A 14,323-nucleotide genomic window follows, 5' to 3' on the forward strand; every position below is an offset into this window, starting at 1 on the left:
ATCCGGCCGTCAGGATTCCTTTATTTTGCCGTATGTTTCGTAAGATATTGGGATTGTACCGCTATTCGCGCTGCATTAAATTGATAGATGTATCCAAATAAAAGGTTGGAAGGAGTTCATTATGAAAACGCTAACAACTTGTTTAGCACTCTTCATGCTTGTATGCAGTTTGTCCTTCGGCACGTCTACGCGCTCCAATGCAGACGCCACAGCAAGCTCCGCGAACGAAGTGGTTTACAGCTACGAAGCGGAAGCAGCGGGGAACACGATGACGGGGAATGCATCCATTGCCGACTGCAGCGTCTGCTCAGGCAGCAAGAAGGTGGGGGGCTTGTACCAAGGAAGCAGCATGCGGTTTACCAATATTGAGGTGCCGGAGGCCGGCTCGTATAACGTTGTATTCTCCTACATCTCCGGAGATCCGAGAAGCGCGGACATTAGCGCAAATGGCGGCACCTCCCGTCATATCGACTTCGACAAGACGGCAGACTGGAATACGTTAGGCACGTTAACCATTCCGATGACGCTTGTGCAAGGCAGCAACTACATCGACATTTCGGATGGCAGCGGGTACTCGCCTGATTTTGATAAAATCGAGGTTTATCCGATCGCACAAGGCTATGAGGCGGAAGCTTCCGGCAACACCTTGACGGGGAATGCGCAAGTATCGAATTGCGGTGCTTGCTCCGGCGGGCAAAAGGTAGGAAATCTCTATCAAGGTGCATCCTTGCAATTTAATGCTGTTAATGTCCCGGCGGCGGGCAGCTACAACGTTACCGTATTTTATATTTCCGGAGATCCGCGTGCTGCCGATGTGAGCACGAACGGCGGTCCGGCGCAAAATATTCTCTTCCAGAGCACGAAGGATTGGAATACCGTAGGCTCACAGACCATCAGCGTCAATCTGGCGGCCGGAAGCAACACCATTCTGTTCTCGGATGGAGGCGGGTATTCACCGGATATGGACAAAATCGTCGTAACGCCTGTAGAAGGCGGGCAAGTGCAGCCTTGTGAGCAGGTAACCACAGAAGCAGCGGCGCTTGGCGAACAGGTAGCCAAGAAGAAGTTCGGGTCGATCAAACTCTCTGAATATGCAGACGCGGTTGTCATCCAAAATGGCGACTATGCCGTTACTTACCGCACGGATAGCGGGATGGCGGATTATGCTTGGAAGGATAAGACGATCGCCAAAGGGGTATACAGCAAATTCGCAGAAAAGGCGAGCAGCTGCTACGACAGCCACAGCTTCTCCATGGCGGATGTGACCCCCGTGAAAGACGGCTTCGGCAAAGGCATAAAGGTGAAATTCGTCAACAGCCAAGAAGGCAGTCCGACTTTGAACCAATGGTACAGCTTCTATGAGGATAAGCCTTATTTCTTCACCAGAACAGAAGCGGTATCCGCTGCAGAATTGCAAACGAACTATATGGCTCCGCTCGTAACGAATTCAACCGGCGGCATCGATATCGGCAGCTATACGGACGGGCGGGTATTATCCGTTCCTTATGACAACGATATGTGGATTCGTCATCAAGCTGTGCCGATCAATTCAGCAGATACAAGTTATGAAGTGTCCGCGATCTATGATAATGCCAGCAGGAGCGGTCTTATTGTAGGTTCGGTAACTCACGATACTTGGAAAACGGGAATTCGCTTCACCGGCGAAAACAATCGCTTGAATCAGTTGGAAGTATTCGGCGGCGTGTCGACCGCGAAAACGCATGATTCGGTTGCTCACGGTAGCATTAAGGGAACCGTACTGTCATCGCCTACGGCATTCGTCGGCTTCTATGGCGATTATCGGAAAGGCATGGAAGAGTACGGTAAGGCAAACGCAGTGATTGCTCCGCCGCTTGCATTCGGCAAAAAAGTTCCCGAAGGCGTGCCTGTCGGCTGGAACAGCTGGGGTGCTTTTGGCAGCAATCTGACCTATCAGGATGTGCTGGATACGTCCGATTACGTGAAGCAGCATCTGCAGAAGGAAGGCTTCAATAATAAGAAGGTTACCTATATCAATTTGGATTCGTACTGGGATAATCTAACGGAAGCGCAGTTAGCGGACGTTGTGGCCAAGGTCCGCAAGAACGGGCAGAAAGCCGGCATCTACTGGGGACCGTTCGTCTATTGGGGCGACAATATGGAGCAGCAGGTGGAGGGATCCAGTTATAAATACGGAGATATCATCCTGCGTGATGAATCAGGCAACCCGCTGCCTAAATTGGACGGCGCTTATGCGGTAGATCCGTCTCACCCGGGGGCTAAGGAGCGGATCGCGTATTTCCTTAACCGCTTTAAGAATCTGGGCTTCGAATATATCAAGCTGGATTTCCTCACCCATGGTGCCTTGGAAGGCAACCACTACGATCCTGCGGTCCAAACCGGAACGCAAGCCTATAACCAAGGTATGGCTTATGTAGATAGCCTCATCGCGGATAAAATGTTTATCAGCGCCTCCATTGCGCCGCTGTTCCCAAGCCAATACGCGCATAGCAGACGGATCGCTACCGACACGTTCGGCAGCATCTCCGATACGGAGTTCCAACTGAACGCATTGACGTATGGCTGGTGGCAGAACGGAACGATCTATCATTACACGGATCCCGATCATATGGCATTGTCCAGAGCGGGGTCGTTAATCGAGGCTAGAAGCAGAGTCAACTCCGCTGTTATTTCGGGTACGGTGTTTATGGATTCGGATAACGTTCACGATGCAAAAGCGCAGGAATACATGACGGCCCTGCTGACGAATAAGGCCGTGCTGGAAGTCGCTCAAATCGGAAAAGCATTCCGCCCGATCGAGGGGAATACCGGTGCTAAAGCTGCGGATGCCTTCGTGCTGAAAGATAAAGGCGATTATTACATCGCGCTCTTTAACTACGGCAGCACGCCTGTCGAGAGAACCGTAGATTTAGCAAGGGCCGGTTTGGACAGCGGTGCGGCTTATAAGCTGAAGGATCTCTGGACGGGCGCAGCTACCGGCGACGTTCAAGGCTCCCTGCAAGTGACGCTTGAGCCGATGGAATCGAAGCTATTCCGATTGACGCCTAAGAACTAAACGGAATTGGTGAACGATAGCGGATATGCCGCTCTCACGATCGTTGAAGCTCCAAATTTGCTCTATTCTCGCACGGGAGGGTCTTGGGTTTGATGATGCTGAGAGTCGGGTTTCGCGACTCTCAGTTTCTTTTTGCGGCGTTTTTGCCGCTGAGAGTCGCTTTTTGCGGCTCTCAGCCCTCGGCGGGATCAGAGTCATGGTTTTCTTAATGCCTTTTTATAAAGCTCCTCTTAACGGAATCAGAATTTGAACTGCAGTGCCGATGCCCAGCCGGCTATAGATATGGACGCCATAGCTGTCTCCGAACGTCAGCTTAATGCGGCGGTCCACGTTGCGTATGCCGTAGCCGGAAGCTCCGTCACCTTCCTCATCACCGAGTATCCGTTGGAGCTTCTCCGGCCGCATGCCCATGCCGTCGTCGATGACATGGAGCACGAGCGTGTCCTCATGGATGCAAGCTTTTATGATCACGTTGATGCCGGCCTCGTCGTCCCATATCCCGTGATTGATGGCATTCTCGATAAAAGGCTGCAGCATCAGCTTGATCACCGGATAAGGCAGTGCGGCTTCTTCAATGTCATAGTGCACATGAAGGAGTCCTTCGAAGCGCAGCTGCTGGATGGCAATGTAGGACTTCGTCAGCCGCAGCTCCTCAGCGAAGCCGACAATGGTTTTTCCTTTGTTCAGCGAGATCCGATAGAACTTCGCCAGATGGGTAACCATGTCCTGAATGCGATTGTCATCGCTGCGCATCGCAAGCGAGGAGATGGAGGCCAGCGTGTTGTAGAGGAAATGCGGATTAATTTGCGCCTGCAGCATGCTCATTTCCGCTTCTTTCTTCGCAATCTCCTTCTTGTACACCTCATTTATCAGTTCCTTCATGCGCCTGGCCATCTTCGTCATGGCGAAGGATAACAGCCCGACCTCATCATGCCATGTCGATACGGCTTGGACATCAAAGTCTTCCGACTCAATTCGGCGTGTGAGCTGCAGCAGCTTCTCGATTCGAATCGTGAACCACCTGGCCGTTATGTAAATGAGGATAATGGATAGGATTAAGCTGGCGATGGCAATCGTAAACAACCGAGAGAACGCAATCTTCACATTCATTAGCAGGCTGTTATAGGACACGATAGAGACGGTTTTCCAGCCGTTATCAATGGAGTTATAAACGACAAAAACACGCTCGCCCTTATACATCCCAATAAAGCTGCCTGCCTTGCTGTTCCCCCAATCGCCCCGCACAAACTCCTTTAGATTGTGGTTAATCTTGCTTTTGTCCTTGCCGGAAATGATGGCTCCATCCTCAGAAACGATGAATAGCTCTTTGTTATTGTTTTCTTTTGCCATCAGGGCGTAAATGTCGACTTCAGGAATATCCATGGTCAGGATTCCGTAGGGATAGTTCAGGCTGTTGTTGTCCAGCAGACGAGCGAGCACGATGCGGGACGGTTTGCGCTCCTCGATGCCTTGTGTCACTTGATCGCTGGACGGATTGGTGGCCGGCATAACGGTGAACGTAACGCTGCCGTAAGACTTACTCGCCAAGCTGAACCAGGGGTAACGCATGAGGTCATTATCGGCGCGTTTAATAAACACCTGATCGGTGGGCAAAGTCAGATTGGTCGTGTAGACGGTCACACTGCTCAGATCCGTGTTGGTGACGAGCAGATTTCGAAACGAGCTGTTGATATATTCATAAGCATCGACGTATTGGTTATTGTTGGAATAATCCATGGTCAGGAAGTCGCGAAGACGGCTGTCCAGATACAAGGAGGAGGAGACTTTGGAATAGGAATCGAGCTTCATCTTCAGGTTGGAGCCAATCTGATCGGTCGTGGAGAGCATGTTGGAATACATCTGTCTGGTCAATTCGCTCTTCATCGTTTCGTAGGAATAGATGGCAAAGAAAATCAGGGGAATAACGGATACGAGCCCGAAGACGACGAACAGCTTGTTGCGCAAGTGCATGTTGAGAAAAGGTCTTATCAGCAGGCGATGAATGAGGCCGGGCACGAGCGTCCCTCCGAATCAGTAAATTTGTTTGCGATAGTGGTTGGGAGTCATGCCCGTTGTCTTATGAAAAATAGAACAGAAATAAGAGACGTTCTCATAGCCGACCAAGCCGGCGATTTCATGGATTTTGAGCGACTTATCGGCGAGCAGCGCGGTTGCTCGTTCCATTCGTGTCCCCGTAATCACCTCAAGAATGGTGCGTCCGGTCTTCTCTTTATAGATGGTGCGGATATAATTCGGCGATAAGTAGACTTCCTTCGCGATATCCTCGACAGTTAGCGGCTTGTGATAGGAACGTTCAATAATATCTTGAATATGCCGGGCGATATGCTGATGGCGGTCTTTGTCCTTCTCCGACAGGGCCATGATTAAGCTGTGGCAGACATGCAGGACATGCTCCCCGATCTCGTCCAGCGTTTGGCAATGGCTCATAATCTCCCATTCGCTGCTGAACGGGCCGACCTGAAGCTCATTAATCGCGCCGCTGAAATGCTGCTCCACAGCCGTGATGAGACGAACAGCCGCGGAACGGGCAAGATGAGGGTGTACATGTTTCTCTCGCAGCTTATGGATGAACAGGGCAACCTCCTGCTCCGTTTCCTCCGAGCGCTGATGCACGATGGTCCGGCAAAGTGCGGCTCGGTGCTCTTCGACCTCGACCTCTTCCGTAGACGGCATTTGGACGTCTTCCGCAGCTAACAATGCCCCGTTGCCGAAATAGAAAGCCTGCTCCGCAGCGCTGCGCGCCTCCTTGAAGAGGTGATAGGCATCCTCCAAACGATCGCTTGTTCGGGATAGTCCGATTGTCAGCGACACGGGGAAATCCGCCTCGATCAGCTTCTGTAATTGCTGCCAGTTCTCCCGTTCCCCGTCAAACAGAGAGTCCGGGAACACCCCGGCGAATGTGCGATACTCCCAATCGATCAGCTCACCAATATAACCGAGCGCCATTAAACGGTTATGCACCGCTTCGCCAATACTACGCTCAAGCGGGTCCGGCATGCTCGAATCCACGGCAGCCCCGTCGTTGCGGCTCGGGCGGTCAATCACCAAGTAAGCGACTTTGAAGGGACCGCGCAATGGAGGCGTGGCAATGGAGTCCAGCTGCAGCAGCCTTTGCACCAATTCGGCGCGCCGATCCGGCGTTTCCTCCATGAGGAGCATGCGCAGCAGCTTCTCTTTGGCCATCTCTTCCGAGCGCTCCGTTAGTTTGGCTTCCTCGCATTTCTGTTTGACCTTCTCCATGAGATGCCGCAGCTCTTCCATGTCGATGGGCTTGAGCAGATAGCCGGATGCCTCGACGGCGAGTGCGGCTTTAATATATTGAAACTCATCGTGACCGCTGAGAAATACGATCTTGACCCGCTTGCGAACCTGCTTCGCGCGTTTTACAAACTCGAGTCCATCCATGATGGGCATGCGAACATCGGTCAGAATGATATCGGGATTAAGCTGCTGGGTTAACTCCAGTGCTTCTCGGCCGTTGCGGGCGGTCCCAATAACCCGTATCCCCATCGCTTCCCAAGGCACATAACTAGTAAGCGTTTCCAATTCTATCTTCTCATCATCTACGAGCAGTATCGAATGCATAGGTGAGCCACGTCCTTCCTATGTAAGAGCGGGGTGATCATTACTTGTTTTATTGTAGTCGGCCTACGGTATTTCAACAATGGCACAATATGAAATCCGGTGTTTTGGCGTATGAATTGGCGGATGTTTGCATGGAATGGCTGCGGAAAGCTCCCCTATAATGAGGATATTCCAGACGATAAGGCAGGGGGAGAGCGTAATTGAAAGCGCATATCGAACAACCGTTGCAGCGTGCGCCGCTGCTCGGAAAGACTAACGGAAAGTGGAAGCGTTTCCGTCAGCAGAAGTATTTATGGCTTATGATCATGCCCGCGTTTATTTGTACGCTGCTGTTTTCATATACCCCGATGTTCGGACTCTATATGGCGTTCATTAATTACCAGCCAGGCGGATCTTTCTTCGGATCTTTCTTTCACAGCGAGTTTGTCGGACTGCGGTGGTTCCAATACTTCTTCGACAACGGCGACTTCTGGCTGATTATGCGCAACACGCTGGCCCAAAGCTCATTAAGCTTGCTGTTCGGATTCCCGGCACCGATCATTCTTGCCATCGCGATCAATGAAATCAACAGCGGGGCGTTCAAACGGATCGTGCAGACGATTTCGTACTTACCGCACTTCATCTCCTGGGTTATTGCAGCGAACATCATTGTCACGCTGTTGTCGTCGCAGGGGCTTGTGAATAAAGTGCTGATGCTGCTGCACCTCACCGATAAACCGGTCGGATTCTTCCAGAACGGGCATTATTTCTGGTGGATCATCGCTTCCTCTAATATGTGGAAAGACATGGGCTTCAACGCCATCATGTACCTTGCGGCCATTGCTTCCATTAATCCCGAGCTGTTCGAGGCGGCCAAGGTGGACGGCGCATCCCGTATGAAGCAGATGCTGTACGTGACGTTGCCCGCGCTTCGCCCGACAATCGTCATCCTGCTCATTCTGGCGGTTGGCGGCATTCTGAATGCCGGGTTCGACCAGCAGTACTTGCTGCAGAACAACCTGGTCTTGAAGTATTCCGATGTTATCGACACTTATACGTATAGGTACGGTTTGCAAAATGGGATGTTCTCCTATGGCGCGGCAGTAGGATTATTCAAGTCGGTGGTCGCTTTTATATTAGTGCTGCTGGTGAATAGGCTGGCGAAGAAAGTCAATGATCAATCGCTGTTCTAACATAGGGGTTTAGGGAGGAAAAGAGAGCATGAAAAGCAGGGAAATGGGAGACATGCTTTACTCCGGCGCGGTATACGCCTTTCTACTGGCAGTCGTATTCGCAACGTTCTACCCGTTCTGGAATGTGCTGGTTCTATCGGTCAACAGTGCGTCGGATACCATCAAGGGAGGCATCTACTTCTGGCCGAGGGAGCTTTCATTTACGAGCTATAAAGAGATTTTAACCGATGGTCAAATCATTCACGCCGTGTGGGTAACGGTAGCACGAACGTTGATCGGGACGCCGCTTACGATTCTGGTCATCAGCTTGCTGTCCTATCCGCTGAGCAATCGTGATTTGGTGCTTAGAAGGCCGATAACGTTGTATTTCATCTTCACGATGTATTTCGGCGGCGGATTGATTCCGTACTATATGGTGCTCAAGAATGTACACTTGATCGACTCGTTCTGGGTGTTTATCTTCCCGGGGCTGATGAATGTGTTCTATATGATTCTTGTGCGGACGTATATCGAACAGCTTCCGCAGGAGCTGACGGAGTCGGCTAAGATTGACGGCGCTAACGATTTGCAAGTGTTCATCCGTATCATTCTTCCTTTGACGACGCCGGTGCTGGCGACGATCGCCCTGTTTACGGCTATCGGTCATTGGAACGCTTGGTTCGATTCGTATGTGTTCACCTATAAGCCCAGCTTGAAAACCCTTCAAGCAGTGCTAGTTAAGATACTTAATCAGTACCAGACAGGCAGCATGGTGTCCGAAGCCCAGCAGCTGGCAGATTCCTCGAAGAGGCTGGCGGTATCGTCGGATACGATCCGTATGGCAGCGACTATGGTCGCAACACTTCCGATTGTGCTGGTTTATCCGTTCCTGCAGCGATATTTCGTTAAGGGCATGACGCTTGGCGCAGTCAAAAGCTGATTTCTCTCAAGTTATGAAAGGAGTGTGAGTGGAAGGCGGCTATTATGACGCACGGGCAGTAAATTATCGTTTTACCACGGAATGTCTATGGAAACGCTCATGAATCAACTATCATGTATTTGGGGGGAGCAACACGCTATGAACAAGAAACGTATATTGACAGTCATGCTCACAATCATGGTCTTTACGACGCTGCTTATCGGCTGCAGCAGTAAAGATAACAACACCGCAACGAACGAGTCCAATGATACCGCGGCTACTGCTGATTCTACTAATTCCACGGATGCGAACAATGCGGCGGCGGAAACGAACAGTAAACCTTCGGAGCCGATTACGCTTACCTTCTTCGATAAAAATACGGGCGATGCCTTCACGAACCCTGTAGCGCAAGAGGTTACCAAACGCACAGGCGTCTCTGTCGAAATTCAACAGCCGAGCGGCAATCCGTCGGAGAAGCTGAATCTGATGCTTGCCAGCGGCGACTTGCCGGATATTATCCTCATGGACCGCGGCAGCGATATCGTGAACAAATATATTGCAGCAGGCGCCATCATTCCATTGGATGATCTGATCGAGAACTTCGGAGCTGACGTCAAATCCCAATACGGCGAAGTCTTGCAAAAGACGCGTTATACGGACGGCAAAAACTACTATTTGTCCAATTGGTATGGCATGGATAACAGCCCGGTATTCGGCATTCAGATGCGCAAGGATCTATTGAAGGAGCTCGCGCCGGACAAAGCGGAAGGCGGCCAGCCGTTCACGACGGATGAATTCGAGCAGCTGCTGAAGGATTTTAAAGCGAAATATCCGAACATTGACGGCAAAGCTTCGATACCGCTTACTTTGAATGCGGAGAATATGGGCGCAGTCCTTGGCACTTTCAAAGGCATGTGGGGGATGAAAGCCTACTACGAAGACGGGGGAAGCCTCAAGTTTGACGTCAAGGACCCGAAATACCGTGAAATGATTCTCTACATGAACAAATTGTACCGCGAAGAGCTGATCGATCCGGAATGGGCGGTCAATAAATCGCAAACCTGGGAACAGAAGCTATCTAACGGTTATGTCTTCGCAACGGCTTCGGCCTATTGGGATCCGGGTAACGCGAACAACGCTTTGCTGAAATCCGGCGGCGCGGATAAACAGCTATTCTCCTATAAAGTAATTGCACCGGGCGTTGATCCGGGAGCGACAACGTTCGGTCCGCGGAGTCCGCTCGGCTGGGATGCGATTGCCATCTCCAAGAACAACAAGCATCCGGAAGAAACGATGAAATTCATCAACTTCCTTGCCAGTGAAGAAGGGCAGTATCTCCTCATGTGGGGGATTGAAGGCCAAACTTGGGATATGAAGGACGGCAAACATACGCCGAAGCCGGAAGTTCTTCAAGGCTTGAAGGAGGACTGGGCTGCTGAACAGAAGAAGACCGGTCTTCAGAAATGGACGTGGTTCGTCAAGAACGGACTGGGCAGCGACGGCACGCCTTATCACATCGGTGACAACAATCGCGGCGAAATCGACCTGATGGCGTTCAAGAATCTATCCGATACGGTATGGGATACTTCTCCATACGATAACCTCGGACCAGGGGGCGGTACTCCGGAATCGCTCAGCTACCAGAAGGTTCAGGATATCATGAAGCAATCGATCACGAAGATCATCATTGCGAAGAGCGAGCAAGAGGCAAACACCGGATTCGACAGCATGCTTGCGGAGATGAAGTCAGCCGGCGACGAGAATGTGGAAGCGATTATTACGGATAACTACAACAAGCGCCAAGAGCTTTGGAAGTAAACCGATTCGTGCGGGGGCTGAGTAGCCCCCCGCTCAGGCTAGCTGAGAGTACGATAATCGTACTCTCAGTGATCCAAATTAAAATGCTGTTAAGAATTCGAAGGGCTGCCGTTTTCGGCGGCCTTTTGGCGTGCGCGGAACCGACGGACTTTCATCAGATTGCCGCAAGCTCTCTCATCGCAGAACCGTTTGGACCGGTTTCGAGTTTCGTCATAGTAAACCGCTCGGCAATCCGGATTATCGCAAATGCGCAAGCGGAAGGGTTCGCAATCTGTGAGTAGGTGGCCGAAGGAAGCGGCAACCTCCGCTTCGATGCGGGGCCAGCCTTTGTGCAACGGAGTACTCTCCAAACGAAATTGGGAGTTCGATTCCGTGATGTGCAGAATCATGGGGCCGCTCGATAATGCACGGTTCAGCCCTTCGAGATTCACGGGGTCCACGGCTTCGCGCGCCGTCAGCTTCTGGACGATACGGAGGATATGCCCTCGTAATTTCTTCAACTCATTTACTTCTTTGGCAGTCGGTGCTCCCGGATAAGGAAGGTTGTGAATCGTCAGCCATTGCTCTAACCATTCCGGCTTATCGAGCAGTTCCTCGGTATGATCGCTGCCTCTCCAGTCACGATAGTCGCTCCTCAGAAAGTCCTCCCATAATTGAAACATTCGCGTATACCCCCTCTTCATGTGAATTTTTCTTTATTGTAACACTCAAGTTTGCACTTAGCTAGTTACTAAATGTTCATCACCTATATTTGGATCCGATATTCATAGTTATTCTAAACCATGTAAAGTATAAATAACGGCTATGTTACGAATAGGCATTGTTATGGAGTAATAGGTGTGATATAAAGTGAGTTCCGGAGGTGTATCATGCAGAAGGCGATCGTCGTTTATTATTTTACCGATAAAAAGAATAACTTAAGCGAGTTGAATCAACTTCTTCAAGAAGGATGGAAGGTTGTATCTCAGAGTGCAATGTCAGGCGGGACAATGCCGACTGTTTATTCACTTGTTATAGTGGAGAGAAATTAGAACGAGAGTGAGTGATTCAACATGTACCCCATGCGCAATCAGAACCGCAGCTGTACGGATACAGACCAAATTCAGGCTTTTCTCCAGCAGGCTCAGACTGGATATCTTGGCTTATCCTCAGGCGATATTCCCTATGTCATTCCGCTCAATTATGTTTGGTTAAACAACGCCATTTATTTTCACGGGGCAGAAGAAGGCAGGAAGATCGATTATATCACACAGAACCCGCGAGCCTGTTTCACTGTCAGCGAGAGTTATGGGACGATCACGAACCCGGTACCGGCCGATACAGATACGGCCTATATGAGTGTCATTATCGAAGGAGCGCTGCTTCCGGTTCCGGATGTGAACGAGGCGATGGAGGCGATGCAGCTAATGCTGGATAAATATGTGCCCGGTTATTACGATCGACCGCTTGGGCGGGTTCATCTGGAACGGTATGTATCCAGCTTAGGCAGTAAAACCGCGATCTATAAGCTGCCTGCAGACTCGTTGTCGGCCAAAGAACAAGCAGCACCTTTGGAGCGTATGTTCTATGAAGGTAAAACCGTTCATCATGACCGGGCATAAGGAAGCGGGGGGTTAACGGTTGTCAGCGTGGCTATTTTATGAAAAGAAGCCCTTTTCAAATTTTAACGGTTGTGAGCGTCGTTATTCATGGTATAATGGCTGATTTCTATCGGAAAATGACATCATAAGCTCGCTGGCAACCGTTAGAAAATAAAGCGGGGCTTTATCGGCCAAATAGCCCCTGTCACAACCGTTACAGGTTGGAAGATGGCTCGGTCGGCTCTTGATGGGTGTCGCGAGCGTTTGCGGGGCAGATAGAAATATCTGCCCCGTTTGAGTTACTTCGAGAGGGGGAGCTTGACCTCGAATGAGGTTCTCCCCTCGTCGCTGGCTGCGGAGATCGTACCCTGATGAAGCTCGACGATGTTTTTGGCGATGGCAAGGCCAAGTCCCGAGCCGCCCGTATTCCGCGAGCGGGATTGTTCGCTGCGATAGAAACGTTGGAACAGCAGCGGAATGATGGAAGCCGGCAAAGTCTCGCCATAGTTTGCGATTTCGACGACAGCTTGTCCGTTGCCGCTCCAAGTCGTGATCTCGATACGCCGGCCGCTCTTGCCGTATTGGATGGCATTGACGATTAAATTCTCGAATACCCGAACAAGCTTGTCCCCGTCCGCATGGATGACAAGGGGATGGTCGGGAAGCATCAATTGGCACTCCATCCCCGCCTGTTCGAATTGCAAACGAAATTGACCTGCCAATTGTCCCATCAGCTCAACGAGATTGATCGGTGACGGTCGAAGCTTCATCCCGCCGCTTGTCCGCGTAAATTCGAACAGATCATCGATCATCGACTTCAGGTGCATCGATTTATGATGTGCGATTTGGACGTATTGCCGCAGCTCCACTTCATCCTGATAACGATCATCATTAATCAGACCTAAATACCCGACGATGGACGTCAGCGGCGTGCGTAGATCGTGGGAAACGTTCGTGACCAGCTCGGCCTTCGTTCGCTCGGCGCGCCGTTCTTCCTCGATGGACAGCTTCAGCTGTGCCGTCATTCGATTGATATTGTCGGCCAATGCGCCGAGCTCGTCCTCTCTGCGAATCGGAAGGCGGAAATCGAAATTCCCGCCGGCGATCCGTTCGATGCCTTGCGAGATTTCCATCAGATAGTGAATGGTGGAGCGGCTGAAGACGAAGAAATAGATAATCGTAAACAATAGGCCGGCTAAAGTAAATGAGATCGGAATGCCGAGCTGAGATCTCACCAAGTCCACGAGATTGGCGATGAAAGGGATATTGGTTTGGTAGGCGGCGATGGCGATCAAGCTTAGAAAAACGACCGTCAGGCTGGACGCAAGCGCGCTTAAGGCGAACAAATACAACATTTTGAAACGAAGGCTCTCCCACGGACTACGGTTATGGATCAATTTTGTACCCCACTCCCCAGACGGTCTGGATGAGCTTAAAGCCGCCCAGCTCGCTCTCCAATTTATCGCGAAGCTTGCTTATATGAACCATAACCGTGTTGTTGGACTCCATGAACTTGTCCTTCCACACCGCTTCGAATATCGCCTCCGCACTGAACACCTGCCTGGGATGACTCGCCAGCAAATACAAGATATCGAACTCCGTCGACGTCAAACTCACATTCCGATCCTCCACGGTCACGGCATGCAGCTTCTTGCTGATTTTCACCGATTGGATGAGAATTTCATCTTGCTCCTGTATCGGTTGTGTTTGCGTATTCAAATGCATGGACCTGCGCAGCAGCGACTTTACTCTGGCCAGCAGCTCAAGGGCGTTGAATGGCTTGACCATATAATCGTCAGCCCCCGTAGTCAGCCCCATGATCTTGTCCATATCCTCAGCTTTGGCACTCAGCATCAGTATCGGAATATTATCGTACTCCGCTCGAACCGTACGAACGACCTCCAGCCCATCCATCTCCGGCATCATGACATCGAGGACGAGCAATTGGACCGATTCCTTGGCGATCAAGTCGAGTGCTTCGCGACCGTTGCTTGCCGTCAGCACCTGGTAGCCTTCGTTAGTCAGGAAGATTTTGATCAGCTTGGCGATTTCCGGGTCATCGTCTGCGATCAGAATTTGAATCGATTTCATAGAAGAATCTCTCCGTTTAAATGAAGTTAACTACCGTGTTTGTACCATTAGCTTATCAGATATCGTTTCCGCAACCTACCGCATGAATCCACAAATAAGAAAA

Annotated in this window: 11 protein-coding genes; 6 read left to right on the top strand and 5 right to left on the bottom strand. The window is 50.8% G+C overall.

Annotation, left to right across the window (positions count from 1 at the left end; translation table 11 throughout):
- Nucleotides 1–121 precede the first annotated feature (121 nt).
- Nucleotides 122–3,055, top strand: a complete 2,934-nt coding sequence (locus tag AC0YN4_RS19160; protein WP_475836512.1) for a carbohydrate-binding protein — start codon at nt 122–124, stop codon at nt 3,053–3,055.
- Between the two features lie 216 nt (nt 3,056–3,271).
- Here the strand turns inward: AC0YN4_RS19160 and AC0YN4_RS19165 are convergent, their stop codons facing one another.
- Nucleotides 3,272–5,026 (bottom strand): cache domain-containing sensor histidine kinase, encoded by a 1,755-nt coding sequence (locus tag AC0YN4_RS19165; RefSeq protein WP_475836513.1) that lies wholly within the window; start codon nt 5,024–5,026, stop codon nt 3,272–3,274.
- 60 nt (nt 5,027–5,086) lie between these two features.
- Entirely contained in the window at nt 5,087–6,661 is a 1,575-nt protein-coding gene (locus AC0YN4_RS19170) for a response regulator (RefSeq protein WP_475783385.1), read from the bottom strand.
- A 299-nt stretch (nt 6,662–6,960) separates the two neighbouring features.
- On the opposite strand from AC0YN4_RS19170, the gene AC0YN4_RS19175 reads away from it, so the two are divergent.
- The 3 genes from AC0YN4_RS19175 to AC0YN4_RS19185 all read left to right on the top strand — a co-directional run bounded on the left by AC0YN4_RS19175 (nt 6,961) and on the right by AC0YN4_RS19185 (nt 10,549).
- A complete protein-coding gene (locus AC0YN4_RS19175) occupies nt 6,961–7,833 on the top strand; it encodes an ABC transporter permease (RefSeq protein WP_475836702.1) in 873 nt (290 codons plus the stop codon).
- A gap of 28 nt (nt 7,834–7,861) precedes the next feature.
- Nucleotides 7,862–8,752 (top strand): carbohydrate ABC transporter permease, encoded by an 891-nt coding sequence (locus tag AC0YN4_RS19180; RefSeq protein WP_475783386.1) that lies wholly within the window; start codon nt 7,862–7,864, stop codon nt 8,750–8,752.
- A gap of 138 nt (nt 8,753–8,890) precedes the next feature.
- Nucleotides 8,891–10,549: an extracellular solute-binding protein gene (locus AC0YN4_RS19185; RefSeq protein WP_475783387.1), complete on the top strand. Its 1,659-nt coding sequence runs from the start codon at nt 8,891–8,893 to the stop codon at nt 10,547–10,549.
- Between the two features lie 89 nt (nt 10,550–10,638).
- Here the strand turns inward: AC0YN4_RS19185 and AC0YN4_RS19190 are convergent, their stop codons facing one another.
- Nucleotides 10,639–11,211 carry a CGNR zinc finger domain-containing protein gene (locus AC0YN4_RS19190; RefSeq protein WP_475783388.1) on the bottom strand — a complete coding sequence of 191 codons (573 nt, stop codon included), beginning with the start codon at nt 11,209–11,211 and terminating at the stop codon, nt 10,639–10,641.
- A gap of 207 nt (nt 11,212–11,418) precedes the next feature.
- Here AC0YN4_RS19190 and AC0YN4_RS19195 point away from each other — a divergent pair, with 207 nt between their 5' ends.
- Together AC0YN4_RS19195 and AC0YN4_RS19200 are read left to right on the top strand one after the other, a co-directional pair.
- Complete coding sequence (locus AC0YN4_RS19195; RefSeq protein ID WP_475783389.1) at nt 11,419–11,580, top strand: hypothetical protein; 162 nt, start codon at nt 11,419–11,421, stop codon at nt 11,578–11,580.
- A gap of 21 nt (nt 11,581–11,601) precedes the next feature.
- Nucleotides 11,602–12,150 carry a pyridoxamine 5'-phosphate oxidase family protein gene (locus AC0YN4_RS19200; RefSeq protein ID WP_475783390.1) on the top strand — a complete coding sequence of 183 codons (549 nt, stop codon included), beginning with the start codon at nt 11,602–11,604 and terminating at the stop codon, nt 12,148–12,150.
- 278 nt (nt 12,151–12,428) lie between these two features.
- On the opposite strand, the gene AC0YN4_RS19205 is transcribed toward AC0YN4_RS19200, so the two are convergent.
- Together AC0YN4_RS19205 and AC0YN4_RS19210 are read right to left on the bottom strand one after the other, a co-directional pair.
- Nucleotides 12,429–13,526, bottom strand: coding sequence for a sensor histidine kinase (locus AC0YN4_RS19205; RefSeq protein WP_475836514.1), 1,098 nt, complete (start codon nt 13,524–13,526; stop codon nt 12,429–12,431).
- On the bottom strand, nt 13,516–14,220 hold the full coding sequence (locus AC0YN4_RS19210) for a response regulator transcription factor (protein ID WP_475783392.1): 705 nt from the start codon (nt 14,218–14,220) through the stop codon (nt 13,516–13,518). Before AC0YN4_RS19210 ends, AC0YN4_RS19205 begins: the two co-directional genes overlap by 11 nt.
- Between the last annotated feature and the right edge of the window lie 103 nt (nt 14,221–14,323).

The sequence above is a fragment of the Paenibacillus sp. J22R3 genome (genome assembly GCF_056269305.1).